Genomic DNA, 25,366 nt, shown 5'->3' on the forward strand with positions numbered 1-25,366 from the left:
CCCGTGCCAGCGGCCAGCAGGATGGCCGCGTTTGAGAAAGGAGCTTCATGGTGAACAAGACACAGATCAAAGCGGCGCTGCCGCGTGAGTTGCTGGCCTCGGTGGTGGTTTTTCTCGTTGCCCTGCCCTTGTGCATGGGGATCGCCATCGCCTCGGGCATGCCGCCGGCCAAGGGCCTGATCACCGGCATCATCGGCGGCCTGGTGGTGGGTTTCATGGCCGGCTCGCCGCTGCAGGTCAGCGGCCCGGCGGCAGGCCTTGCGGTGCTGGTGTTCGAGCTGGTGCGCCAGCACGGCATGGCCATGCTCGGGCCGATTTTGCTGCTGGCCGGCTTGTTGCAGCTGCTGGCCGGGCGCTTGCGCCTGGGCTGCTGGTTCCGCGTCACTGCGCCGGCTGTGGTGTACGGCATGCTCGCCGGCATTGGCGTGCTGATCGTGCTGTCCCAGGTGCATGTGATGTTCGACACCGCGCCGCAGCCTTCGGGTGTGGATAACCTGCTGGGCTTCCCCGCCACCCTGGCGGCGGCGCTGCCCATCGAGAGCCCAGGGGGCGGCTGGCAGGCCGGCGCCCTGGGGCTGGGCACCATCGCCATCATGTGGGGCTGGGAGCGCTTGCGCCCGCAGCGCTTGAGGTTCATCCCCGGCGCCCTGTTGGGGGTGGCGGCGATGACTGCTGTCAGCCTGTGGCTGGCGCTGCCGGTGAACCGGGTGCAGGTGCCGGCGGACCTGTCCGAGGCCATCGACTGGTTGCGCCCGGACGACCTGCTCAAGCTGGCCGACCCGACCCTGTTGGTGGCGGCCTTCGCCCTGGCCTTCATCGCCAGTGCCGAAACCCTGTTGTCGGCCGCTGCCGTGGACCGCATGCACAGTGGCCAGCGTTCGGACTTCGACCGTGAACTGTCGGCCCAGGGTATCGGCAACATGCTCTGCGGCGTGCTCGGTGCATTGCCCATGACCGGGGTGATCGTGCGCAGCTCGGCCAATGTGCAGGCCGGCGCGCAAACCCGCGCCTCGGCGATTCTGCACGGTGTGTGGCTGCTGGCGTTCGTGGTGGTGCTCAGCAGCGTGTTGCAGCAAATTCCGGTGGCGAGCCTGGCCGGGGTGCTGGTGTACACCGGCGTGAAACTGGTGGATTTCAAGGCGTTCCGCGGCCTGGGCCGTTACGGGCGCATGCCGATGTTCACTTACGCCGCCACGGCCCTGGCGATCATTTTCACCGACCTGTTGACCGGCGTGCTGCTGGGCTTTGCCCTGACCTTGCTGAAGCTTGCGCTGAAGGCGGCGCGGCTGAAGATCAACCTGGTAGAGCTGGCCAAGCCGGGGCACATGGAACTGCGCCTGAGCGGCGCGGCGACTTTTCTCAAGGTGCCGGCGCTGACCCAGGTGCTGGGCAGTGTGCCGGCGGGGACCACGTTGCATGTGCCGCTGAGCAACCTGAGCTACATCGACCATTCCTGCCTGGAGCTCTTGGAGGACTGGGGGCGCAGCGGTGCGGCCAATGGTTCGCGGCTGGTGCTCGAGCAGCGGCGGTTGAAGCGGCGGGTCGAGGGGAGGTTGCGCACGACGGCTGGGGTTGGGGCCTGAAACCAGGCAGCTCGGTTGCCTGACAGGGCCCTATCGCGGGCAAGCCCGCTCCTACAGGTAATGCGCAACCGTCTAGGGCAGCGCTGAACCTGTGGGAGCGGGCTTGCCCGCGAAGAGGCCGGGACAGGTGACTTCGAGTTCAGGCCGACTGGCCCAACTCCACACCCAGCTGGCGCGACAGGCACGGCCAGCGCTTCCAGGCGGCGCCGGTTTGCGGGCTGCTGAGCTTGTCGCGGTAGGTTTCCACCGACTCCACGGCAAAGCTTTCGTCATCGAGCATCTCGTCCACCGAGTGGTGCACCACTTCATCGAGCTGATTGGCGAAGGTTTCGCCGATCAGCTGGTGGGCGATCAGGTTGGCCACGGTGGTGTCCACCGGGATCAGCGGCTGCTGGAAGTGGCGGATGTACAGGTCGTTCACCTCTTCCACCAGGCGGTGCGCCAGGTAGGCCTCGTCCAGCAGGCAATCCAGGCCGACATGCCCGGCCATCACGCTGGGCGGCTGCAGGAAGTAGGCCTCGGCGATTTTCAGCACCGGCTTGATCTGCGATTCGATACCGGCTTCCAGCGCAACGTTGTGTGCGGCTTCGAGCAGCTCGGGTACCTCGTTGATGTAGGCGCTGACGAAGCGCTCCAAGGTTCCCTGGGCGTCCTGCTGGGGGAGTTGAATCGATGGGTGGAGGTGCGGCACTTGTTGTTCGAGGCGGGTTTTCAGTTGGCCTGTGCGGCTCTCGTGTTGATGGGCTTGGCTAATCTGCTCGCGTACAGCAGCGATGTTCATGACAACTCCAGGGACAAGGCGTTACAAACGGAAGACACTAAGTTAGCTCGGTATACGGGATACCTAAGACGCATTTGTTATAAATCGGTCACGGCTGTAGGAAATCGGTTATATCAATGTGCCATTACTGCGCCACAGCCCAGCTAGTATGCGGGCTGCAGAGCAAACGTTTGGTTTGGTTAAGATGATTTCATACCCCGCGTTGCGCGCCATTGGTCGGTGTCTATACTCCGCTTGAAACGTGATTCGTTGATGAGGCCCGACTGCCTTTAGCAGGGGGCTCGGTCGTCGAAGCCAGGCAGTCTTGGCCACCGTTCCCCCCTTTGTCGTAGCAGGTCGTCCACGCCTCCGGGACAACAAGAACGATAAGGGGAACCCGCAATGATGCGACATCCACATGTCTGGATGGGCCTCCTGCTGTGGTCGGTGTACGGTCAGGCACACGCCGCATGGACCGTGAACATGGCACCCGGGGCGACGGACGTCTCCCACGCCGTGTTCGACCTGCACATGACCATCTTCTGGATCTGCGTGATCATCGGCGTCGTGGTGTTCGGCGCGATGTTCTGGTCGATGGTGGTACACCGCCGCTCCACCGGCCAGCAGCCTGCGCATTTCCACGAGCACACCTGGGTGGAAATCCTCTGGACCGTGGTGCCTTTCCTGATCCTGGTGGCCATGGCCATCCCGGCGACGAAAACCCTGATCGACATCTACGACGCCAGCGAATCGGACATCGATATCCAGGTCACCGGCTACCAGTGGAAGTGGCACTACAAGTACCTGGGCCAGGACGTGGAGTTCTTCAGCAACCTGGCCACCCCCGCCGAGCAGATCCACAACAAGGCGCCGAAGGATGAGCACTACCTGCTGGAGGTCGACCAGCCGCTGGTGCTGCCGGTCGGTGCCAAGGTGCGCTTTCTGGTGACCGCTGCCGACGTGATCCATTCCTGGTGGGTGCCGGCCTTCGCGGTCAAGCGCGACGCCATCCCGGGCTTTGTCAACGAAGCCTGGACCCGCATCGAGAAACCCGGCATCTACCGCGGCCAGTGCACCGAGCTGTGCGGCAAGGACCACGGCTTCATGCCGGTGGTGGTCGAGGTCAAGAGCAAGGCCGACTACGACACCTGGCTGGCCGAGCGCAAGGCCGATGCCGCCAAGCTCAAGGAGCTGACCAGCAAGGAATGGACCCTCGAAGAGCTGGTCGAGCGCGGCGACAAGGTCTACCACACCACCTGCGTGGCTTGTCACCAGGCCGAAGGCCAGGGCCTGCCGCCGATGTTCCCGGCGCTCAAGGGCTCGAAGATCGCCACCGGGCCGAAGGAAGGCCACTTGAGCATCGTCTTCCACGGCAAGCCCGGCACCGCCATGGCCGCGTTCGGCAAGCAGCTCTCGGAAGTCGATATCGCCGCAGTGGTGACCTACGAGCGCAACGCCTGGGGCAACAACAAGGGCGACATGGTCACGCCGAAAGACGTGCTGGCGCTCAAGCAGGCAGAAGCGCAATGAACCGCGGCCAGAGTGCAGGAGACAGGACATGAGTGCAGTGATCGACGACCACAGCCATGACCACGCCCACGGCCCGGCCAAGGGCCTGATGCGCTGGGTGCTGACCACCAACCACAAGGACATCGGCACCATGTACCTGTGGTTCGCCTTCAGCATGTTCCTGCTGGGCGGCTCGTTCGCGATGGTGATTCGCGCCGAGCTGTTCCAGCCGGGGCTGCAGATCGTGGAGCCGGCGTTCTTCAACCAGATGACCACCATGCACGGGCTGATCATGGTGTTCGGCGCGGTGATGCCGGCCTTCGTCGGGCTGGCCAACTGGATGATCCCGCTGATGATCGGCGCGCCGGACATGGCCCTGCCGCGGATGAACAACTTCAGCTTCTGGCTGCTGCCGGCGGCCTTCCTGCTGCTGGTCTCGACCCTGTTCAGCCCGGGCGGGGGGCCGAACTTCGGCTGGACCTTCTACGCACCGCTGTCGACCACCTACGCGCCGGCCAGCGTGACCTTCTTCATCTTTGCCATCCACCTGATGGGCATCAGCTCGATCATGGGCGCGATCAACGTGATCGCCACCATCCTCAACCTGCGCGCCCCGGGCATGACCCTGATGAAGATGCCGCTGTTCGTCTGGACCTGGCTGATCACCGCGTTCCTGCTGATTGCGGTGATGCCGGTGCTGGCCGGCGTGGTGACCATGATGCTGATGGACATCCACTTCGGCACCAGCTTCTTCAGTGCCGCCGGCGGCGGTGACCCGGTGTTGTTCCAGCACGTGTTCTGGTTCTTCGGCCACCCCGAGGTGTACATCATGATCCTGCCGGCCTTTGGTGCGGTCAGCTCGATCATCCCGGCGTTCTCGCGCAAGCCGCTGTTCGGCTACACCTCGATGGTGTACGCCACCGGCGCGATCGCCTTCCTGTCGTTCATCGTCTGGGCCCACCACATGTTCGTGGTCGGCATCCCGGTGGTGGGCGAGTTGTTCTTCATGTACGCCACCATGCTGATCGCCGTGCCCACCGGGGTGAAGGTGTTCAACTGGGTCAGCACCATGTGGGAGGGCTCGCTGACCTTCGAGGCGCCGATGCTGTTCGCCATCGCCTTCGTCATCCTGTTCACCATCGGCGGCTTCTCCGGGCTGATGCTGGCCATCGCCCCGGCCGACTTCCAGTACCACGACACCTATTTCGTGGTGGCGCACTTCCACTACGTGCTGGTGCCCGGGGCGATTTTCGGCATCTTCGCCTCGGCCTACTACTGGCTGCCCAAGTGGACCGGGCACATGTACGACGAAACCCTGGCCAAGCTGCACTTCTGGCTGTCGTTCATCGGCATGAACCTGGCCTTCTTCCCCATGCACTTCGTCGGCCTGGCCGGCATGCCGCGGCGCATCCCCGACTACAACCTGCAGTTTGCCGACTTCAACATGGTTTCCTCGATCGGCGCCTTCCTGTTCGGCGCCACCCAGGTGTTCTTCCTGTTCATCGTCATCAAGTGCATCCGCGGCGGCGCGCCAGCCCCGGCCAAGCCCTGGGATGGCGCCGACGGGCTGGAGTGGACGGTGCCGTCGCCGGCGCCCTACCACACCTTCCAGACCCCGCCGGACGTGAAGTAGGAGGCTGAAGATGTCGTTGAACCGCCTGGTCACCCGCCTGCTGCTGCTGACGGTGGTGATGTTCGCCTTCGGCTTTGCCCTGGTGCCGATCTACGACGTGATGTGCAAGGCCTTCGGCATCAACGGCAAGACCGGCGGGCAGTACGAGGGCAGCCAGGTCAGCGACCCGAGCCGCGCGGTACGGGTGCAGTTCATGTCGACCAACGCCGGTGACATGAGCTGGGAGTTCCACTCCACCGCCGACCAGATCGAGGTCAACCCGGGGGCGGTGAACCAGATGATCTTCATCGCCCGCAACCCGACCAAGCACCCCATGAGCGCCCAGGCCATCCCCAGCATCACCCCGGCCGAGGCGGCGGCGTACTTCCACAAGACCGAATGCTTCTGCTTCACCCAGCAGGTGCTGCAGCCCGGCGAGCGCATCGAGATGCCGGTGCGCTTCATCGTCGACCGCGACCTGCCGGCCTCGGTGAAACACCTGACCCTGGCCTACACCCTGTTCGACATCACCGCTCGCCACCCGCCAGTCGCCCCTGCCGCGACCCAGGCCGCCCGTTGAGGGAAGGAGAACCGCCATGGCAAGCCACGAGCACTACTACGTCCCGGCGCAGAGCAAGTGGCCGATCATTGCCACGATCGGCCTGTTCATCACCGTGTTCGGCCTGGGCACCTGGTTCAACGACCTCAAGGCCGGCCACCCCGAATCCCACGGGCCGCTGATCTTTTTCGTCGGCGGGCTGTTTTTGGCGTACATGCTGTTCGGCTGGTTCGGCGCGGTGGTCAAGGAGAGCCACGCCGGGCTGTACAGCGCGCAGATGGATCGCTCGTTCCGTTGGGGCATGAGCTGGTTCATCTTCTCCGAGGTGATGTTCTTCATGGCCTTCTTCGGCGCGCTGTTCTACGTGCGGGTGCTGGCCGGGCCGTGGTTGGGCGGTGAAGGGCACAAGGGTGTGGCGCACATGCTGTGGCCGAACTTCGAGTTCGTCTGGCCGCTGCTGCACACCCCCGACCCGAAACTGTTCCCGCCGCCCAAGGAGGTGATCAACCCGTGGCACCTGCCGCTGATCAACACCATCCTGCTGGTGAGCTCCAGCGTGACCGTGACCATCGCCCACCACGCCCTGCGCAAGGGCCACCGCGGGGCGCTGAAACTGTGGCTGGGGCTGACCATCCTGCTGGCGCTGGGCTTTTTGGCGCTGCAGGCCTACGAGTACCACGAGGCCTACACCCAACTGGGGCTGACCCTGGGGTCGGGCATCTATGGCGCGACCTTCTTCATGCTCACGGGCTTCCATGGCGCGCACGTGACGCTGGGTACGGTGATCCTGATCGTGATGCTGTGCCGGGTGTTGCGCGGGCATTTCGAGCCGGACAAGCACTTTGGTTTCGAGGCGGCCACCTGGTATTGGCACTTCGTCGATGTGGTGTGGGTGGGGCTTTTTATCTTCGTGTACGTGCTTTGACGGGCAGCACGGTCCCTGTAGGAGCCGGCTTGCCGGCGATAGGGCCGGGCCTGGCAATCAAAACGGCGCGTGGGACACCAGCTGCCCGCTGATGACCCCCCAAGCCACCAGCCCGACGGTCAGGGCGGCCAGGGTAACGCGCACGGTTAGGGCTTTGAGCAGCCGGGTCGAGTTTTCGTCGTCCTTGACCAGGAACACCAGGCCACTGAACAGGCTGGCAATCGTGGCCAACAGCATCAGGACAATCGCGGCCTTGAGCATGGCGCTACTCCGGGGGGATGCGGGGATGTGGATAAGTATAGCGAGGTGCCCGTGAGGCCGTTTCGCCCAGGCTGGGTTCCGACCCTCGTGGTGCTTGCGCTGCTGCCGGGGCTGATCGCCCTTGGCTGCTGGCAGCTCGGCCGCGCCGATGAAAAGCGTGCGCTGATGGACACTTACACTGAACGCCAGCTGGAGGCGCCGGTGGCGGCGGCGCAGCTTGGGCAATTGCCTGACCCCGCTTTTTATCCCGTGCACCTGTATGGCCGTTTCGACGCTGAACACAGCCTGCTGCTGGACAACCAGATGCGCGACGGCAAGGCCGGTGTAGAGCTGCTGCAACCCTTCCATGACCAGGCCAGCGGCCAGTGGCTGCTGGTCAACCGCGGCTGGCTGCCGTGGCCTGACCGGCGCATCCCGGTGCGCTTCGACACCCCGGCCCGGCCGCTGGCGCTGGACGCCACGGTATACGTCGCCCCTGGCAAGACCTTCCAGCTGCACCCCGACCCCGAAGGCGGCCAGTGGCCGCACCTGCTGACCGCCATCGATCCGGCCGGCCTGTGGCTGCAGCTGGGCCGTGAGGGTTTTGCCTTTGAGCTGCGCCTGCAAGCGGGCCCGGCCAGCTACCGCCTGGACTGGCCGGTGGTTGCCATTGGCCCGGAAAAGCACCTGGGCTACGCCACCCAGTGGTTTGCCCTGGCTACCACGCTGGTGCTGCTTTACCTGTACTTCGGATGGCATCGACACAACAAGGAGAACCGCCATGGCCGCCGCCACCACCCCGCTGAACGTGCCTGAGGGCCGCAGGGCCCGCGGGCGCCTGCAACTGCTGCTGATTCTGCTGGTGGTGCTGGGGCCGATGGTCCTCGCCACTTGCATGTACAAGCTCAATTTCTGGGTGCCCGACGGGCGCAGCTACCACGGCGAGATGATCGGCACCGGCCAGGGCCGGGCGGATATCGGCATCGACGGCCAGGATCAGCGCTGGCAACTGCTGGTCAGTGCCCCCGAGGCCTGCGCGGCGGACTGCCAGCAGCTGGTGTACCTGGCCCGGCAGATCCAGATTGGCCTGGGCCGCGATGCCAGCCGTGCCAGCCATGCCCTGGCCGCCGCGCAGCCGCTGGATGCCGACTACCAGGCGCTGCTGGCCCGCGAATACCCGCAGTTGCAGCACTACGGCCTGGACGCCCAGCGCTACCGCCAGGGCGTCAGCGCGCCCGGCCCGCAGCTGTGGATCGTCGACCCCCACGGCAACCTGGTGCTGCGCTACGACACCAAGGCCAACGGCAAGCAGGTGCTGGACGACCTGCGCCACCTGCTCAAGCTGTCCAACATTGGCTAGGAGCCTGCCATGGCCAGACCCGGATTTCGCCTCGCTGTGTGTGCCACCCTGCTGGCGCTGGTGGTGGTGCTGCTCGGCGCCTACACCCGCCTGACCCACGCCGGCCTCGGTTGCCCCGACTGGCCCGGCTGCTACGGCTTCATCAGCGTGCCCAAGACCGACGCGCAACTGGCCCATGCCGAGCTGCACTTCCCCGAGCACCCGGTGGAAGCCGCCAAGGGCTGGGCCGAGATGGTCCACCGCTACTTTGCCGGCACCCTGGCCTTGGTGATCGCCCTGCTGGCCTGGCAGGCGCTGCGCCGGCATGCCCGTGACGGCCAGCCCTACCGCCTGCCGCTGTTGCTGCTGGGCGTGGTGCTGGCCCAGGCGGCGTTCGGTATGTGGACGGTGACCCTCAAGCTGTGGCCGCAGGTAGTCACTGCGCACCTGCTCGGCGGCTTCACCACGCTGAGCCTGCTGTTCCTGCTATCACTGCGTCTATCCCGGGCCTTTGCGCCGCTGCCCAAGCTGCCGTTGAGCCTGCGCCGGATCGCCGCGCTGGCACTGCTGGTGGTGATCGGCCAGATCGCGTTGGGCGGCTGGGTCAGTGCCAACTATGCGGCGGTGGCCTGCATCGACCTGCCCACCTGCCACGGCCAGTGGTGGCCGGCGGCGGACTTCAGCAACGGCTTCCACCTCACCCAGCACGTCGGCCCCAACTACCTGGGTGGGCAACTGGACAGCGATGCGCGCACGGCCATCCATATCAGCCACCGGCTCGGTGCGCTGGCGGTCACGGCGGTGTTGCTGCTGCTCAGCTTCAAGCTGCACCGCCACGGCCTGCCTGGCCTGGGGCGGTTGGTGCTGCTGGCGCTGGGCGTGCAACTGAGCCTGGGCGTCAGCAATGTGCTGCTGCACCTGCCACTGGCCGTGGCGGTGGCGCACAACGCCGGCGGTGCCCTGCTGCTGCTGAGCATGGTGCTGGTGAACTACCGCATCCGCGTGGTCGACAAGGTGCGCGTGGGCCTGGGCTGGCGCCTGCGGCCGATCACCCCCGTGGGCATTTCCCATCACATGAGGAACGATTCGTGGCGACGCTTCTGAGCACCCAGAGCCAGCGCGCTGGCTGGCGCGACTATGTGGAGCTGACCAAGCCCAAGGTGGTGCTGCTGATGCTGATCACCTCGCTGGTGGGCATGTTCCTCGCCACCCGCGCGGGGGTGGCCTGGAGCGTGCTGTTGTTCGGCAACCTGGGCGTTGGCCTGTGCGCCGGTGCGGCGGCGGCGGTCAACCACGTGGTGGATCGGCGCATCGATGCGTTGATGGCCCGCACCCACAAGCGCCCGCTGGCCCAAGGCCGGGTGGCACCCTTGCCGGCGCTGGCCTTCGCCCTGCTGCTGGCGCTGGCCGGCATGGCCCTGCTGCTGGCCTTCACCAACCCCCTTGCCGCCTGGCTGACCCTGGCGTCCTTGTTGGGTTATGCGGTGCTCTACACCGGCTATCTCAAGCGCGCCACGCCGCAGAACATCGTGATCGGCGGCCTGGCCGGCGCCGCGCCGCCGCTGCTGGGCTGGGTGGCGGTAAGCGGGCATGTGAGTGCCGAGCCCTTGCTGCTGGTGCTGATCATCTTCGCCTGGACCCCACCGCACTTCTGGGCCCTGGCCATCCACCGCAAGGCCGAGTACGCCAAGGCCGACATACCGATGCTGCCGGTGACCCACGGCGAGCGCTACACGGCCCTGCACATTCTGCTGTACACCTTGATATTGCTGGCGGTGAGCCTGCTGCCGTACGCCATCCACATGAGCGGCCCACTGTACCTGGCCTGCGCCTTGGGGTTGGGGCTGCGCTTCCTGCACTGGGCCTGGGTGTTGTACCGTGGCAGCCGGCCGCACGCGGCGATCGGCACGTTCAAGTACTCTATCGGCTATCTGTTCGCCCTGTTCATCGCCCTGCTCGTTGACCACTACCTGTTGCTGAACCTATGACCCGAACCCAGAAAACCGTATTCATCCTCGTTGCCCTGGTCGCGCTGATCATGGGCCTGACCGTCAACAAGGTGCTCAATGACCGCGGCCAGCTCAACCCCACCGAGCTGATCGACGCCGGCATCATCCTGCTGCCGCAAAGCCGCACCGTGCCGGATGTGACGATGACCGACCAGAATGGCCAGCCGCTGGCGTTGGACCAGCTCAAGGGCAAGTGGTCGTTATTGTTCTTCGGTTACACCTACTGCCCGGACATCTGCCCCACCACCCTCGCCCAGCTGCGCCAGGTGAAGAGCGAGCTGCCCAAGGAGGCCATCGAGCGCCTGCAGGTGGTGCTGGTGAGCGTGGACCCGAACCGTGACACGCCGAACCAGCTCAAGCAGTACCTGGGTTATTTCGACAAGGATTTCGTCGGGGTGGCGGGGACTATCGAAGACACCCAGAAGCTGGCCAACGGCCTGAGCATTCCGTTCATTCCGGCCGATACCAGCAAGCCGGGCTACACCGTGGACCACAGCGGCAACCTGGCCATCGTCGGCCCGGACGGGCGCCAGCGCGGGTTCATCCGTGCGCCGTTCAACAACCAGAAGCTGGTGGCGCAGTTGCCGGAGCTTGTGAAGCGGGATTGAGTGGGCCGCAAAAAGCATCGCCGGCAAGCCGGCTCCTACAGGAATCTGTGTAGGAGCCGGCTTGCCGGCGATTGGGCCCAGCGCGATGTTGCGGCTTAGAACGCCGGCACCACAGCACCTTTGTACTTCTCGTTGATGAACTGCTTCACCTCAGGCGAGTGCAGCGCAGCGGCGAGCTTTTGCATGGCATCGGAGTCCTTGTTGTCCGGGCGGGCAACCAGGATGTTCACGTAAGGCGAGTCGCTGCCTTCGATGGCCAGGGCGTCCTTTTCAGGGTTCAGCTTGGCTTCCAGCGCGTAGTTGGTGTTGATCAGGGCGGCATCGACCTGGGTCAGCACGCGCGGAATGGTGGCTGCTTCCAGCTCACGGAACTTCACGCCTTTGGGGTTCTCGGCAACATCCTTCACGGTGGACAGGATGTTCTTGTTGTCCTTGAGCTTGATCACGCCGGCCTTGTCCAGCAGCAGCAGCGCGCGGCCGCCGTTGGTGGCGTCGTTGGGGATCACCACGGTGGCACCGGAAGCCAGTTCGTCGAGCTTCTTGACCTTGGCCGAGTACACGCCCAGCGGCTCGATGTGCACGCCGGCAACACTCACCAGTTGGGTGCCCTTGGCCTTGTTGAACTCATCCAGGTACGGCTGGTGCTGGAAGAAGTTGGCGTCCAGGCGCTTTTCCGCAACCTGCACATTGGGCTGGATGTAGTCGGTGAACTCCTTGACCTTGAGCTCCACACCTTCTTTGGCCAGCGCAGGTTTGACGAAGTTGAGGATTTCGGCGTGGGGCACCGGGGTGGCGGCGACGGTCAGGGTGTCGGCGTGGGCCGAGAAGGCCGCAACGGCGGCGACGACAGCAAGCAGCTTCTTCATTGATCACTCCTTGTGAGGGCCGCGACGGCCCCCGAACGGGTCGGCCGGGCCGACCCCATTGGGGTTACTTACGGGAATAATGCACGACCAGTTTGTCGCCGACGCTTTGCAGTACCTGAACCAGCAACAGCAACAGCACCACGGTGACCACCATCACGTCGGTCTGGAAACGCTGGTAGCCAAAGCGGATGGCCAGGTCGCCCAGGCCGCCCGCGCCCACCACACCGGCCATGGCGGTGTAGGACACCAGGGTGATGGCGGTGACGGTAATGGCGGCGAAGATGCCCGGGCGTGCCTCGGGCAGCAGCGCGTTGGTGATGATCTGGCGGGTGGTGGCGCCCATCGACTGGGTGGCTTCGATGATGCCGCGGTCCACTTCACGCAGGGCGGTTTCGACCAGGCGCGCGAAGAACGGCGTGGCGCCCACCACCAGCGGCGGGATGGCACCGGCCACGCCCAGCGAGGTGCCGGTGATCAGCACGGTGACCGGGATCATCACGATCAGCAGGATGATGAAGGGCAGCGAGCGCAGGATGTTCACCACCAGCGACAGCAGCGCGTACACGCCCTTTTGTTCGAACATCTGCCGCGGCCCGCAGAGGAACAGCAGCACGCCCAGCGGCAGGCCCAGCAGCACGGTGAAGAACAGCGAGCCGAACAGCATGATCATGGTGTCGATGGTGGCCAGCCAGATTTCCGCCCAGTCGACGTTGTCGAAGAAATGCCAGGCATCGCTGAGCAATTGCTGGGCTTCGTTCAGATAGTTCATGGCGTCCATCAACGCAGTACCTCCATATGTACGTCAGCTGCCTTGAAGCGGGCGAACGCCGCTTCCATGTCCCCGCCGATCAGGGCGAGGGTGAGCTGGCCATAGGGGACATCCTTGATGCGGTCGATACGCCCGGCGAGGATGCTGTAGTCGACGCCGGTTTCGCGGGCCACGGTGCCCAGCAGCGGCGCGTAGGTAGCGTCGCCCTGGAAGGTCAGGCGCACGATGCGCCCTGGCACGTGGGCGAAGTCGTCACGCTGCTCGCCTTCGTCGACCTGCTCGTCTTCCTGCACGAAGCGCTTGGTGGTGGGGTGCTGCGGGTGCAGGAACACCTCGGCCACCAGGCCTTGCTCGACGATGCGGCCTGCGTCCATCACTGCCACGCGGTCGCAGACCCGGCGGATCACGTCCATTTCGTGGGTGATCAGTACGATGGTCAGCTTCAGCTCGCGGTTGATCTCGGCCAGCAGTTGCAGCACCGAAGCGGTGGTTTGCGGGTCGAGGGCGCTGGTGGCTTCGTCGCACAGCAGGATCTTCGGGTTGGTGGCCAAGGCGCGGGCAATGCCGACGCGCTGCTTCTGGCCGCCCGAGAGTTGGGCCGGGTACTTCTTTGCGTGGTCCTGCAGGCCGACGCGGTGCAGCAGCTGCGTTACGCGGTCCTTGATCTGGTCGGCAGGCAACTCGCCGGCCAGTACCAGCGGCAGCGCGACGTTGTCGGCGACGGTCTTGGAGGCCAGCAAATTGAAGTGCTGGAAGATCATCCCGACCTGCTGGCGGAAGCTGCGCAGCTGAGTGGCGTCGAAGCCGGTGACGTCTTCGCCGTCGACGATGATCTTGCCCCCGGTGGGGTTCTCGAGGCGGTTGATCAGGCGCAGCAAGGTGCTCTTGCCGGCGCCGGAGTGGCCGATCAGGCCGAACACCTGGCCATCTTCGATGGTGAGGCTGGTCGGGTTCAGGGCCGGGATGTCCCTACCGGCGACGCGGTAGGTCTTGTGGACGTTTTGAAACTCGATCACTGAGCGAACCTTGTGGGGCGCATGGAATGTGGGCCAGCGGTTAGCCGGGGTCGCGCATTTTAGCCTTTTCCAATAGCTGTTCTTAGCATTTATTTCGTAACCGTCCAATCCATTGGGCATAACGCGACAACCGGTAATCTTGATTGAACGCTCGCCAGCGCCTCCCAGTCACTACTTGAACAAGCCCGCCCACGGGCAGCCTGAAGACTGATGAGGAGAACCGAACATGGCCAGCAACAAAGCGCCCGAGCCACGCCAGAGCCAGGCCGCCGGCACCGACACCCCCGACCGGGCCAATACCAACGCCAAGCTGCAAAGCCTTGAGCCCTTTCGCAGCGACGCCACCGGCCAGGCCCTGCGCACCAACCAGGGCGTGAAGGTGGCCGACAACCAGAACTCGCTCAAGGCGGGAGCCCGCGGCCCGTCGTTGCTCGAAGACTTCATCATGCGCGAGAAGATCACCCACTTCGACCATGAGCGCATCCCCGAACGTATCGTCCATGCCCGCGGCACAGGTGCCCACGGCTACTTCCAGAGCTACGGCTGCCATGCCGAGCTGAGCAAAGCCGGCTTCTTGCAGGACCCAGAGAAGATCACCCCGGTATTCGTGCGCTTTTCCACCGTGCAGGGCCCGCGAGGTTCGGGCGACACGGTACGTGATGTGCGCGGCTTTGCGGTGAAGTTCTACACCGACGAGGGTAACTTCGACCTGGTGGGCAACAACATGCCGGTGTTTTTCATTCAGGATGCGATCAAGTTCCCCGACTTCGTGCATGCGGTGAAACCCGAGCCGCACAACGAGATGCCCACCGGCGGCTCGGCCCATGACACCTTCTGGGACTTCGTATCCTTGGTGCCGGAGTCGGCGCACATGGTCATCTGGGCCATGTCCGACCGTGCCATCCCGCGCAGCCTGCGCATGATGGAAGGCTTTGGCGTGCATACCTTCCGCCTGGTCAACGCCCAGGGGGTGGCCAGCTTCGTCAAGTTCCACTGGAAGCCGCGCCAGGGCGTGCATTCGGTGCTATGGGACGAGGCGCAGAAGCTGGCCGGCAAGGACACCGACTACCACCGCCGCGACCTGTGGGACGCCATCGAAACCGGGCATTACCCGGAATGGGAGCTGGGCGTGCAGGTGGTGCCCGAGGCCGACGAGCACACGTTTGACTTCGACCTGCTCGACCCCACCAAGCTGATCCCCGAGGAGCTGGTACCGGTGACGCCGCTGGGCAAGATGGTGCTCAACCGTAACCCGGACAACTTCTTTGCCGAGGTGGAACAGGTGGCGTTCTGCCCCGGGCATATCGTACCGGGTATCGATTTCAGCAATGACCCGCTGCTGCAGGGCCGGCTGTTCTCCTACACCGACACGCAGATCAGCCGCCTGGGTGGGCCGAACTTCCACGAGATCCCTATCAACCGGCCGGTGGCGCCCAACCACAGCAGCCAGCGCGATGCCATGCACCGCATGACCATCGACAAGGGCCGCGCCTCGTATGAGCCCAATTCCATCGACGGTGGCTGGCCGCAGGAAACCCCGCCGGCGGCGCAGGATGGTGGCTTCGAGAGCTACCAGGAGCGCATCGACGCGCACAAGATCCGCCAGCGCAGCGAGTCGTTCGGTGACCACTTCTCCCAGGCGCGGCTGTTTTTCCAGAGCATGAGTGCGCACGAGCAGCAGCACATCATCAAGGCCTACAGCTTCGAGCTGGGCAAGGTGGAGCGCGAGGCGATCCGGGCGCGGCAGGTGAACGAAATCCTGGCCAACATCGATCTCAAGCTGGCAGCGGCGGTGGCGGCCAACCTGGGCTTGCCGGCACCCAAGGCTGGTACGGTCAAGGTAAAAGGCAGCAAGCCCGCGCAGTCAAAGGCCTTGAGCCAGGTGAACCTCCCCGGTGACATCGGTATCAGCGGGCGCAAGATTGCCGTGCTGGTGGCTGATGGCGTGAATGCTGCGAGCGTCGACAAGCTGGTCAAGGCGCTTGAAGCGCAGAGCGCCCGGCCAATGCTGCTGGGGCCGACTTCGGCGCCGGTGAAAGCAGCGGGTGGCAAGGCGCTGGCGGTGGACGCCTCGATCGAAGGCATGCCGTCGGTGATGTTCGACGGGGTGTGGGTGCCGGCGGGCAAGGCGTCGCTCGAGGCTTTGGAGAGTAGCGGTGTGGCCAAGCACTTCCTGCTGGAGGCCTACAAGCACCTCAAACCCATGGGCTTGAGCCTGGAGGGCAAGCTGCTGCTGAACAAGCTGGGGCTCAAGGAGGATGCGGGCTTGCTGCTGGGGGATGAGCAGAAGGCCTTCGATGGGTTCTTCAAGGCGGTCGAGGGGCACCGGGTGTGGGCGCGGGAGCAGGCGGCCGAGTCGGTGCCGGCCTGAGCCCAAAAGCATCGCCGGCAAGCCGGCTCCTACAGGGAACTGTGCAGGAGCCGGCTTGCCAGCGACAAGACAGGCTTTATTGCTGGTGAGGTACCAACACCACCTGCGCTGGGAGCGAGCGCTGGATCTGGTGCTTTTGCTTGAGCTCAAAGCCGCTGTCGAGCTTGTGCACGCGCTTGTGCAGCAGCGTCTTCAACCAGGGCGCATCCTGCGTGCGCGGCACCTGGAACACCACCTCACATCGGTAATTCACCACATCGGCGGCAATCTCATCGAGCTGGCGGCGCAGCGCGCGGCTGTCGGTAGTCTTCAGTGCGATCACGGTGCTGGGGGCGCTGGGGTCGATCACCCGGGCCTGGGGCTTGGCTTCGGCGGCCTTCAGCGCAGCCTCGGCCTTTTCCAGCTCGGCCTTGCGCGCGTGGGCCATGGTGTCACCACCGGTTACCGCCGGGGCTTGCGGCATGAGTGCGCGGGCGCGGGACAGCGCGGTGGCGGCGGCGTTGACGTCGCCCTTCTGCAGCACGATCTGGCTGCGTTGCAGGTAGGCTTCGGCCAACTGGCGCTGGTGAGGCTCCAGGCGCGGGTCATGTGGTGCCTGGGCTTGCAGCGCGGCCAGTTGGTCCTCGGCGGTGGCCAGCTCGTTGCTGGCGATGCTTTGCTCCAGCTGCTGCCAGGCATCCGGCTGGGCAGGCGCCACCGCCTGCTCGGGCGGGGTACTGGAGCACGCAGCCAGGAACAGGGAAAATGCGGCAACAAGCAGATAACGGGAGGCGAACAGCTTCATTCCTGCGACTCTCTATTTGCGCAAAAAGCGAGCAAGTCTACACCCAGGTGCGCACGCTCGAAAACAGGTCTTACAGACCCTTTACCCGGGAAAAGGTTGCGTGCGGCCCCGATTTTTCAGCGTTTTGGCAACGCCAGGCTCAGCAAGAATAGCACTGCCGCGCAGACCACGATCGACGGCCCGGCCGGGGTGTCCTTGAACCACGACATGGCCAGCCCTGCGCACACGGCGGTGATGCCCAGCAGGCTGGCGCCCAGGGCCATCTGCTCGGGCGAACGGGCGTGACGCTGCGCCGCAGCTGCCGGGATGATCAGCAGCGAGGTGATCAGCAGCACGCCGACGATCTTCATCGCCACCGCAATCACCACCGCGATCAGCAGCATCAGCGCCAGGCGCAGGCCGGCCACCGGCAGGCCTTCGACCCGGGCCAGTTCCTCGTGCACGGTGACCGCCAGCAGCGGGCGCCAGAACACCGCCAGCAGTACCAGCACCAGCGCGCTGCCGCCGAGGATCCAGGCAAGGTCGGTGGTGCTGATGGCCAGCAGGTCGCCGAACAGGTAGGCCATCAGATCAATGCGCACATCGTGCATGAAGCTCAGCACCACCAGGCCCAGCGACAGGGTGCTGGGGGCGAGGATGCCGAGCAAGGTGTCCGAGGCCAGCGGCTGGCGTTGCTGCAGGGTGACCAGCAGGATCGCCAGCAGCAGGCAGCCGATGGTCACCGCCAGCGCCGGGCTGACGTCCAGCGCAAAGCCCAGGGCCACGCCCAGCAGCGCGGCGTGGGACAGGGTGTCGCCGAAATAGGCCATGCGCCGCCACACTACGAACGAGCCCAGCGGGCCGGCCACCAGCGCCAGCGACAGGCCGGCAAGCAAGGCGTACAGAAGAAAATCAGCCATGCTTGCAGTGCTCTCCGTGAACATGGGGGCCGGGGGCGACGACCGAGCCGTGCAGGTCGTGGCTGTGGTCGTGGTGGTGGTGGTAGACGGCCAGGCTCGGGGCGTTCTGGCCGAACAGCTCGACGAAGGCCGGGTCGTTGCTGACTTGCTCGGGGTGGCCCGAGCAGCACACGTGGCGGTTCAGGCACACCACCTGGTCGGTGGCGCTCATCACCAGGTGCAGGTCGTGGCTGACCATCAGCACGCCGCAACCGTGGCGGTCGCGCAGGCGGGTGATCAGGTTGTACAGCTCGGTCTGGCCAACCACGTCGACGCCCTGCACGGGTTCGTCGAGCACCAGCAGTTCGGGTTCGCGCAGCAGCGCCCGGGCCAGCAGCACGCGCTGCATCTCACCGCCAGAAATGCTCTGGATGGGGTTGTCGATCACCTGTTCGGCGCCCACTTCCTGCAACGCCGACAAGGCTGCCGCGCGGTCTACTCCGGGCACCAGGCGCAAGAAGCGCAGCACCGAGAGCGGCAGCGTGGCGTCTACCTGGATTTTTTGCGGCATGTAGCCGATACGCAGCTTCGGCTTGCGCCACACCGTGCCGCGGTGGGGCTTGAGCAGGCCCAGCACGGCGCGGACCAGGGTGGTCTTGCCGGCGCCGTTGGGGCCGATCAGGGTGACGATCTGGCCTGGCGCCACGGCCAGGTCGATGCTGTCGAGCACCGCTTCGCCCTGGAAACTGACGCCCACCTGCTGCAGGCGGATCAGCGCGTCGCTCATGCCTGGCCCCGGCAGTTGCCGCACAGACCGACCACTTCGACGGTTTGCGTCTCGACGGCAAAGCCCACGGCCTTGGCGCTGTTTTCGATGGCGGTGCTGATGCTGTCCTGCTCAAGCTCAATGGCCACGTGGCACTCGCGGCAGATCAGGAACTGGCCCTGGTGCGCGTGCTCGGGGTGGCTGCAGCCGATGAAGGCGTTGAGCGAGGCGATGCGGTGCACCAGGCCGTTGTCCAGCAGGAAGTCCAGGGCGCGGTACACGGTGGGCGGGGCGGCGCGGCGGCCGTCCTGCTCGCTGAGTACGGCGAGAATGTCGTAGGCGCCCAGTGGCTTGTGGCTTTGCCACACCAGCTCCAGCACGCGGCGGCGCAGGGCGGTCAGGCGCAGGCCCTGCCGGTTGCACAGCGCGTCGGCCTCGGCCAGCGCGCTGTGCACGCAATGGGAATGATCGTGGGGACGGTGGGCCAGCGGCGTGATGGACATGGGCAGCGACGGTTCTGGATGGAGACGTTATTATGTTACCTGTTTCTGACCAGCCGAGTACCCACCGTGTCCCGATTCCTTGCGCTCTTTGTCGCTTTCATCGCCTTCTCGGCCCATGCCGAGGTGCGCGTGCTGACCAGCATCAAGCCCTTGCAGCAGATCGCCGCGGCGGTGCAGGACGGCGTCGGCAGCCCCGACGTGTTGCTGCCGCCGGGCGCCTCGCCGCACCACTACGCGCTGCGCCCCTCCGACGTGCGCAAGGTCGGCGACGCGGACTTGCTGTACTGGATCGGCCCGGACATGGAGAACTTCCTGCCCCGCGTGCTGGCCGCGCGCAGCAAGCCGACGGTGGCGGTGCAGTCGCTTTCCGGCATGCAGCTGCGTCACTTTGGCGAGGACAGCCATTCCCATGACGAGGCCGACGACCACGACGACCACGACCATGACCACCGCCCGGGCAGCCTTGACGCCCACCTGTGGCTGTCGTCGGTCAATGCGCGGGTGATTGCGGCGAAGATGGCAACTGACCTTGCTGCAGCCGACCCGGCCAACGCCGCGCGCTACCAGGCCAACCTGAAAACCTTCGTCGAGCGCATGGACGCCCTGGATGCGCGCATCAAGCAGCGCGTAGCGGGCATTGCCGGCAAGCCGTACTTCGTGTTCCACGAGGCGTTCGACTACTTCGAGGCCGCCTATGGCCTGAAGCACACCGGGGTGTTCAGCGTGGCGTCGGAAGTGCAGCCGGGTGCCCAGCATGTGGCCGCAATGCGCAAGCGCCTGCAGGAAGTGGGCAAGACGTGCGTGTTCAGCGAGCCACCCCTGCGCCCGCGCCTGGCCGAGACACTGACCGCCGGGCTGCCGGTGCGGCTGGCCGAGCTGGACGCCCTGGGCGGTACCGACCCTGTGGATGGCAAGGGTTATGAGCGTTTGCTGGAGAGGCTGGGTGGTGACCTGGCCGGGTGCCTGGAGCAGCTCTAGGGCCCTATCGCCGGCAAGCCGGCTCCTACAGGCGATTGCATTACCCTGTAGGAGCCGGCTTGCCGGCGATGCTTTTTACAGGGCGAACGGCAGTTTCAGGGCCACCTGCTGACGCTGCGCCAAGCGCACTTCGAACTCACGCGGGTCATGGATGGTCACGTCCATGCCGGCAAACTCGCGGGCGGCGATCAGGCGCGACAGCCAGAAGCGCACGCAACCGACCCGCAGCATCACCGGCCACAGCTCGGCTTCGGCGGCGCTGAACGGGCGCAGCGCTGCATAGGCGCCCAGCAGCGCCTGGGCGCGGGGCAGGTCGATGCCGCCCTGCTCGTCCAGGCACCAGTCGTTCACGGTGATGGCGATGTCATACAGCATCGGCCCGGAGCAGGCGTTGTAGAAGTCGATCACCCCGGTCAGGTGGGTGCCTTCGAACATCACGTTGTCGCGGAACAGGTCGGCGTGCAGGTTGGCCTTGGGCAAGGCTAAGATCTGCGCCTTGTGCGCGGCGATTTCGTCCAGCGCCGGGGTCAGCAGTGCGGCTTGTTCGGCGCTCAGGCCCGCCAGCAGCTCGGCGCCGGACTGCAGCATCCAGTCGATGCCACGGTCGGTACGACGCTCGATGATGCGCTCGCGGGTGGCCAGGTGAATGTGTGCCAGCAGCTCGCCTACCTGGGCGCAGTGCTGGTTGTTCGGCGCCTTGATGTGCTTGCCCGACAGCCGTGGCTGCAGCAGCGCCGGCTTGCCGCACAGCTCGCGCAGGCCCTGGCCGTCGTTACCGCGCAGGGCGTAGGGCACCGGCATGTCGGCGTCGTGCAGCACGTCGAGCAGTTCGATGAAGAACGGCATGTCTTCGACCGGCCCGCGCTCGACCAGTGTCAGGACGTACTCCCCCTGTTCCAGGCTGACGAAGAAGTTGCTGTTTTCGGTACCGGCGGCAATGCCCTGGAAGTCGAGCAGGCGGCCCAGCCCGTAGGGCGCCAGAAAGGTTTCCAGCTCAGGCCGGGTCACAGGGGTGAAGACTGACATGTCGAAAAATTGCCCATACGGGCACTTGCGCCGGCAAGTGCCTGGTTGATATGAACGGTACCCGCCGCTACTTCCACTCGAAGATTTTCCAGGACGGAATCAACATGTCCGGCTGGTCGGAGCGAATGAAGTTGGCATCGGTGCCATCGGCGCGTACCAGGAAATAAGGCTTGCCGCCCTTGGGCGTGACCTTGATCGCATACAGGAAACCGTTCTGGCGGTATTCCTGGATGGTTTTATCGCCTTCCGTGCGAATGGTGACATCGGGATCGGCCGATGGCGCGTCGTCCGCCGCCAGGGTGACGGCTGGCATGGTGGCCAGCAGACCGAGCAGTAACAGGCGATTGAGTGTACGCATGATAACCTAGTCCTTTTGTCGTCATTGATCCGGCTATTCTAGCGCCGGACCCGCCGAAAAGGTTGATTCTCCTCATGAGCCAAGCGCCCCTCGTCCTGGTGGACGGTTCGTCCTACCTCTACCGCGCCTTCCACGCGCTGCCGCCGCTGACCACCTCCAAGGGCATGCCCACCGGTGCGGTCAAGGGCGTGCTGAACATGCTCAAGAGCCTGCGCCGGCAGTACCCGGACAGCCTGTTCGCGGTGGTCTTCGACGCCAAGGGCGGGACCTTCCGCGATGCCATGTTCGCCGAATACAAGGCCAACCGCCCGAGCATGCCCGACGATTTGAGGGTGCAGGTCGAGCCGCTGCACGCCAGCGTGCGCGCGCTGGGCTACCCGCTTTTGTGTGTTGAAGGGGTCGAGGCGGATGACGTGATCGGCACCCTGGCGCGCAGCAGCGCCACCGCTGGCCGCCCGGTGATCATTTCGACTGGCGACAAAGACATGGCCCAGTTGGTGGACGGCCACGTTACCCTGGTCAACACCATGACCGGCAGCGTGATGGACGTTGCCGGCGTGCACGAAAAGTTCGGCGTGGGCCCCGAGCACATCATCGACTTCCTGGCGCTGATGGGCGACAAGGTCGACAACATTCCCGGTGTGCCGGGTGTGGGCGAAAAAACCGCCGTGGGCCTGCTGACCGGCATCGGTGGCGGCCTGCGCGATCTGTACGAAAACCTCGACAAGGTGCCGGGCCTGGCCATTCGAGGGGCCAAGACCCTGCCGGCCAAGCTCGAAGAGCACCGTGACTCGGCGTTTTTGTCGTACGAGCTGGCGACCATAAAGTGCGATGTGCCGCTGGACGTCGAGGTCGATGCCCTGGTGTGCGGCGAGCCGGACCGTGAAGCGCTGCTGGCGCTGTACACCGAGATGGAGTTCAAGAGCTGGGTCGCCGAGGTGCAGCGTGACGCCGCCCAGGCCGGTGACTCGCCTGCTGCGGTTGCCCAGGCACCGGCCGAAAAGGTCGAACCCAAGTACGAAACCATTCTCGATCAGGCACGTTTCGACGCCTGGTTGGAGAAACTGCGCAGCGCAGAGCTGTTCGCTTTCGATACCGAAACCACTGGCCTGGATGCGCAGAAGGCGCAGTTGGTGGGCTTGTCGTTCGCCGTCACCCCGTACGAGGCCGCCTACGTGCCGCTGGCCCATGACTACGAAGGCGCCCCGGCCCAGTTGGACCGCGAGGCTGTGCTGCTGGCGCTCAAGCCGCTGCTGGAAGACCCGGCCAAGGGCAAGGTCGGGCAGAACGCCAAGTACGACATCAACATCCTGGCCAACGCCAGCCCGGCCATCGACATGCGCGGCGTGCGCTACGACACCATGCTCGAGTCGTACGTGTTCAACTCCACCGCCACCCGCCACGATATGGACAGCCTGGCGCAACGCTACCTGGACCACACCACCATTGCCTTCGAAGACATAGCCGGCAAGGGCGCCAAGCAGCTGACCTTCAACCAGATCGCCCTGGACAAGGCCGGCCCGTATGCCGCCGAAGACGCCGACATCACCCTGCGCCTGCACCGCGCGCTGCAGGCGCGCCTGGCCGAGACGCCAAGCGTGCAGCCGGTGCTGATGGACATCGAGATGCCGCTGGTGCCTGTGCTGGCGCGCATCGAGCGCCAGGGCGCGCTGGTCGATGACGTGCTGCTGGGCGTGCAGAGCGGTGAACTGGGGGCGAAAATGGCCGAGCTTGAGCGCGAGGCGATCGAGCTGGCCGGCGAGCCGTTCAACCTCGGTTCGCCCAAGCAGCTGGGGGTGATCCTGTACGACAAGCTGGGCATGCCGGTGCTGAGCAAGACCGCCAAGGGCCAGCCGTCCACCGCCGAAGCCGTGCTCGACGAGCTGGCCGAGCAGGGCTACCCGCTACCGAAGGTGCTGATGCAGTACCGCACCTTGAGCAAGCTCAAGAGCACCTACACCGACAAGCTGCCGGGGCAGATCAACCCGCGCACCGGGCGTGTGCACACCTCTTACCAGCAGGCCGTGGCTGCCACCGGGCGCCTGTCGTCCAGCGACCCGAACCTGCAGAACATCCCGATCCGCACCGCTGAAGGCCGACGCATTCGCCAGGCTTTCATCGCCAGCCCCGGCTACAAGCTACTGGCGGCGGACTACTCGCAGATCGAGCTGCGCATCATGGCCCACCTGGCCAAGGACGAAGGCCTGTTGCATGCCTTCCGTAACGACCTGGACGTGCACCGCGCCACTGCTGCCGAGGTGTTCGGTGTGGACCTGGAGGCGGTCACCACCGACCAGCGCCGCAGCGCCAAGGCGATCAACTTCGGTTTGATCTACGGCATGAGCGCATTCGGCCTGGCCAAGCAGATCGGCGTCGACCGCAAGCAGTCCCAGGACTACATCGACCGCTACTTCGCCCGATACCCGGGCGTGCTGGCCTATATGGAGCGCACCCGCGCCCAGGCTGCCGAGCAGGGCTTCGTCGAAACCTTGTTCGGCCGGCGTCTGTACCTGCCCGACATCAACGCCAAGAACCCCGCGCTGCGCAAGGGCGCCGAACGCACGGCGATCAACGCACCGATGCAGGGCACAGCGGCAGACATCATCAAGCGCGCCATGGTGGCCGTGGACAACTGGCTGAGCGACAGCGGGCTGGATGCGCGGGTGATCCTGCAGGTGCACGACGAACTGGTGCTGGAGGTACGCGAGGACCTGGTTCAACAGGTCAAAGATGAAATTCGCGGCCACATGAGCGGCGCGGCGCAGCTGGATGTACCGCTGCTTGTGGAGGTGGGAATCGGCTCGAATTGGGACGAAGCTCACTGAATTCGCGGGCCGGGCTATGTAGGATCTGCGACGTGGTGCCGCGGATCCGCCCCGTTAGATTCGAAGTTTGATGAAACTATCGCAAATAGTTTCGAGGGCTTCGGAACTAAACCGGTGAAGCCTCACTCAGATGCACTGAATGGCTGGTGAAGCCTTTCGATGCTCCTATGTTGTGTTAAGTGTTGGCAGATACCTGGACTTGCCTCTGGCGGTCCGGACTTGAACCCCGAACTTCCCCCTCCCCATATGAAGTCCGGGGTTTTTTTTGCCTGAAATTTGGTCCTCAGTGCCCTGCGCAACTTGTGGAGCGGCCTTGTGCCGCGAAAGGGCTGCACAGCAGCCCCGGCAACTTATGCTGTGCGGCTGATTTCCTGGGGCCGCTACACGGCCCATCGCGGCACAAGGCCGCTCCTACACGGCCGGGTGCCGCCTCAGGCCGGCTTGTCTTCCAGCTCCATCCAGTCCGCCAGCACCCGGTAGGCTTCTTCCAACCCTTGGCGTTTGGGCGCCGAGAACAGCTGGATGGTGGCGGCGTCGCCCCAGCCCTTGCGGATTTCGGCCTGCACCTTGAGCAGGGTGTTCTTGCCGGCGCCGTGGGTGAGTTTGTCGGCCTTGGTCAGCAGGATGTGCATGGGCATGCCACTGGCCTTGGCCCAGTCGAGCATCATCTTGTCGAAGTCGGTCATCGGGTGGCGCACGTCCATCATCAAAATCACCCCGCGCAGGCACTCACGGCTGCCGAGGTACGCCTCCAGGTGCTTCTGCCAGTGCTGCTTGAGCGGAATCGGCACTTTTGCATAACCGTAGCCCGGCAGGTCGACCAAACGCCGTTCATCGTCCAGACTGAAGAAATTCAACAGCTGGGTGCGGCCCGGGGTCTTGGAAGTCCGCGCCAGGCTGGCATGGGTCAGGGTGTTGAGGGCGCTGGATTTGCCGGCGTTGGAGCGGCCGGCGAAGGCCACCTCGTAACCCTGGTCGTCCGGGCATTGTTCGACCTTGGCAGCGCTGAGGGCGAATTTGGCTTTCTGGCAGAGGCCGAGGATGGGGTTCTTGACTTGCATGGGATATCCGATGTGGGTGTT

Annotated in this window: 25 protein-coding genes; 13 read left to right on the top strand and 12 right to left on the bottom strand. The window is 65.1% G+C overall.

Annotation, left to right across the window (positions count from 1 at the left end):
• Positions 1 to 47: 47 nt before the first annotated feature.
• On the top strand, positions 48 to 1,583 hold the full coding sequence (locus tag KSS94_RS00260; protein ID WP_217841128.1) for a SulP family inorganic anion transporter: 1,536 nt from the start codon (positions 48 to 50) through the stop codon (positions 1,581 to 1,583).
• A 139-nt stretch (positions 1,584 to 1,722) separates the two neighbouring features.
• Here KSS94_RS00260 and KSS94_RS00265 read toward each other — a convergent pair whose 3' ends face one another.
• A complete protein-coding gene (locus tag KSS94_RS00265) occupies positions 1,723 to 2,364 on the bottom strand; it encodes a hypothetical protein (RefSeq protein WP_217841129.1) in 642 nt (213 codons plus the stop codon).
• A gap of 381 nt (positions 2,365 to 2,745) precedes the next feature.
• Between KSS94_RS00265 and coxB the strand changes: the two genes are divergently transcribed.
• Genes coxB through KSS94_RS00285 form a run of 4 tightly spaced genes read left to right on the top strand, consistent with a single transcriptional unit; the run spans position 2,746 to position 6,948 of the window.
• Complete coding sequence (gene coxB / locus KSS94_RS00270) at positions 2,746 to 3,873, top strand: cytochrome c oxidase subunit II (protein ID WP_217841130.1); 1,128 nt, start codon at positions 2,746 to 2,748, stop codon at positions 3,871 to 3,873.
• 28 nt (positions 3,874 to 3,901) lie between these two features.
• The gene (ctaD, locus tag KSS94_RS00275) at positions 3,902 to 5,485 is read left to right on the top strand and encodes a cytochrome c oxidase subunit I (RefSeq protein ID WP_217841131.1); all 1,584 of its coding nucleotides are present in this window, start codon (positions 3,902 to 3,904) and stop codon (positions 5,483 to 5,485) included.
• 10 nt (positions 5,486 to 5,495) lie between these two features.
• Entirely contained in the window at positions 5,496 to 6,044 is a 549-nt protein-coding gene (locus KSS94_RS00280) for a cytochrome c oxidase assembly protein (protein ID WP_217841132.1), read from the top strand.
• 16 nt (positions 6,045 to 6,060) lie between these two features.
• Positions 6,061 to 6,948, top strand: coding sequence for a cytochrome c oxidase subunit 3 (locus KSS94_RS00285; RefSeq protein WP_217841133.1), 888 nt, complete (start codon positions 6,061 to 6,063; stop codon positions 6,946 to 6,948).
• A 57-nt stretch (positions 6,949 to 7,005) separates the two neighbouring features.
• Here the strand turns inward: KSS94_RS00285 and KSS94_RS00290 are convergent, their stop codons facing one another.
• The gene (locus KSS94_RS00290) at positions 7,006 to 7,209 is read right to left on the bottom strand and encodes a twin transmembrane helix small protein (RefSeq protein WP_217841134.1); all 204 of its coding nucleotides are present in this window, start codon (positions 7,207 to 7,209) and stop codon (positions 7,006 to 7,008) included.
• A gap of 51 nt (positions 7,210 to 7,260) precedes the next feature.
• On the opposite strand from KSS94_RS00290, the gene KSS94_RS00295 reads away from it, so the two are divergent.
• From KSS94_RS00295 to KSS94_RS00315, 5 genes are read left to right on the top strand one after another with little or no spacing between them, the layout of a single operon-like run.
• Positions 7,261 to 8,004, top strand: a complete 744-nt coding sequence (locus KSS94_RS00295; RefSeq protein WP_217841135.1) for an SURF1 family protein — start codon at positions 7,261 to 7,263, stop codon at positions 8,002 to 8,004.
• Positions 7,970 to 8,548, top strand: a complete 579-nt coding sequence (locus tag KSS94_RS00300; protein ID WP_217841136.1) for a PA_0111/PP_0108 family redox-active disulfide protein — start codon at positions 7,970 to 7,972, stop codon at positions 8,546 to 8,548. Before KSS94_RS00295 ends, KSS94_RS00300 begins: the two co-directional genes overlap by 35 nt.
• Before the next feature lie 9 nt (positions 8,549 to 8,557).
• Positions 8,558 to 9,631 carry a COX15/CtaA family protein gene (locus tag KSS94_RS00305; protein WP_217841137.1) on the top strand — a complete coding sequence of 358 codons (1,074 nt, stop codon included), beginning with the start codon at positions 8,558 to 8,560 and terminating at the stop codon, positions 9,629 to 9,631.
• Positions 9,616 to 10,515 carry a heme o synthase gene (cyoE, locus tag KSS94_RS00310; RefSeq protein WP_217841138.1) on the top strand — a complete coding sequence of 300 codons (900 nt, stop codon included), beginning with the start codon at positions 9,616 to 9,618 and terminating at the stop codon, positions 10,513 to 10,515. The genes KSS94_RS00305 and cyoE overlap by 16 nt, the downstream gene beginning before the upstream one ends.
• Positions 10,512 to 11,144, top strand: a complete 633-nt coding sequence (locus tag KSS94_RS00315) for an SCO family protein (RefSeq protein WP_217841139.1) — start codon at positions 10,512 to 10,514, stop codon at positions 11,142 to 11,144. The genes cyoE and KSS94_RS00315 overlap by 4 nt, the downstream gene beginning before the upstream one ends.
• Before the next feature lie 95 nt (positions 11,145 to 11,239).
• Here the strand turns inward: KSS94_RS00315 and KSS94_RS00320 are convergent, their stop codons facing one another.
• The 3 genes from KSS94_RS00320 to KSS94_RS00330 form a co-directional block, all read right to left on the bottom strand.
• A complete protein-coding gene (locus KSS94_RS00320; protein WP_217841140.1) occupies positions 11,240 to 12,010 on the bottom strand; it encodes a MetQ/NlpA family ABC transporter substrate-binding protein in 771 nt (256 codons plus the stop codon).
• Between the two features lie 64 nt (positions 12,011 to 12,074).
• Positions 12,075 to 12,779 carry a methionine ABC transporter permease gene (locus KSS94_RS00325; RefSeq protein ID WP_217841141.1) on the bottom strand — a complete coding sequence of 235 codons (705 nt, stop codon included), beginning with the start codon at positions 12,777 to 12,779 and terminating at the stop codon, positions 12,075 to 12,077.
• Positions 12,780 to 12,787: 8 nt separating this feature from the next.
• On the bottom strand, positions 12,788 to 13,795 hold the full coding sequence (locus tag KSS94_RS00330; protein ID WP_217841142.1) for a methionine ABC transporter ATP-binding protein: 1,008 nt from the start codon (positions 13,793 to 13,795) through the stop codon (positions 12,788 to 12,790).
• A 226-nt stretch (positions 13,796 to 14,021) separates the two neighbouring features.
• Here KSS94_RS00330 and katE point away from each other — a divergent pair, with 226 nt between their 5' ends.
• Positions 14,022 to 16,166, top strand: a complete 2,145-nt coding sequence (gene katE, locus KSS94_RS00335; RefSeq protein ID WP_217841143.1) for a catalase HPII — start codon at positions 14,022 to 14,024, stop codon at positions 16,164 to 16,166.
• Between the two features lie 76 nt (positions 16,167 to 16,242).
• On the opposite strand, the gene KSS94_RS00340 is transcribed toward katE, so the two are convergent.
• From KSS94_RS00340 to zur, 4 genes are all read right to left on the bottom strand, one after another.
• Positions 16,243 to 16,950 carry a PA5502 family lipoprotein gene (locus KSS94_RS00340; protein ID WP_217841144.1) on the bottom strand — a complete coding sequence of 236 codons (708 nt, stop codon included), beginning with the start codon at positions 16,948 to 16,950 and terminating at the stop codon, positions 16,243 to 16,245.
• A gap of 116 nt (positions 16,951 to 17,066) precedes the next feature.
• Complete coding sequence (gene znuB / locus KSS94_RS00345) at positions 17,067 to 17,849, bottom strand: zinc ABC transporter permease subunit ZnuB (RefSeq protein WP_217841145.1); 783 nt, start codon at positions 17,847 to 17,849, stop codon at positions 17,067 to 17,069.
• Entirely contained in the window at positions 17,842 to 18,615 is a 774-nt protein-coding gene (gene znuC, locus KSS94_RS00350; RefSeq protein ID WP_217841146.1) for a zinc ABC transporter ATP-binding protein ZnuC, read from the bottom strand. Before znuC ends, znuB begins: the two co-directional genes overlap by 8 nt.
• A complete protein-coding gene (zur, locus tag KSS94_RS00355) occupies positions 18,612 to 19,097 on the bottom strand; it encodes a zinc uptake transcriptional repressor Zur (protein ID WP_217841147.1) in 486 nt (161 codons plus the stop codon). Before zur ends, znuC begins: the two co-directional genes overlap by 4 nt.
• Before the next feature lie 18 nt (positions 19,098 to 19,115).
• Here zur and KSS94_RS00360 point away from each other — a divergent pair, with 18 nt between their 5' ends.
• Complete coding sequence (locus KSS94_RS00360; RefSeq protein WP_217841148.1) at positions 19,116 to 20,075, top strand: zinc ABC transporter substrate-binding protein; 960 nt, start codon at positions 19,116 to 19,118, stop codon at positions 20,073 to 20,075.
• A 75-nt stretch (positions 20,076 to 20,150) separates the two neighbouring features.
• Here KSS94_RS00360 and KSS94_RS00365 read toward each other — a convergent pair whose 3' ends face one another.
• Complete coding sequence (locus KSS94_RS00365) at positions 20,151 to 21,101, bottom strand: homoserine kinase (RefSeq protein ID WP_217841149.1); 951 nt, start codon at positions 21,099 to 21,101, stop codon at positions 20,151 to 20,153.
• 67 nt (positions 21,102 to 21,168) lie between these two features.
• A complete protein-coding gene (locus KSS94_RS00370; protein ID WP_217841150.1) occupies positions 21,169 to 21,459 on the bottom strand; it encodes a DUF2782 domain-containing protein in 291 nt (96 codons plus the stop codon).
• A gap of 74 nt (positions 21,460 to 21,533) precedes the next feature.
• Between KSS94_RS00370 and polA the strand changes: the two genes are divergently transcribed.
• Positions 21,534 to 24,284, top strand: a complete 2,751-nt coding sequence (gene polA / locus KSS94_RS00375) for a DNA polymerase I (protein WP_217841151.1) — start codon at positions 21,534 to 21,536, stop codon at positions 24,282 to 24,284.
• Between the two features lie 431 nt (positions 24,285 to 24,715).
• Here polA and yihA read toward each other — a convergent pair whose 3' ends face one another.
• Positions 24,716 to 25,345, bottom strand: a complete 630-nt coding sequence (gene yihA, locus KSS94_RS00380) for a ribosome biogenesis GTP-binding protein YihA/YsxC (protein WP_217841152.1) — start codon at positions 25,343 to 25,345, stop codon at positions 24,716 to 24,718.
• Between the last annotated feature and the right edge of the window lie 21 nt (positions 25,346 to 25,366).

The organism is Pseudomonas fakonensis, assembly GCF_019139895.1.
Taxonomy (GTDB): Bacteria; Pseudomonadota; Gammaproteobacteria; order Pseudomonadales; family Pseudomonadaceae; genus Aquipseudomonas; species Aquipseudomonas fakonensis.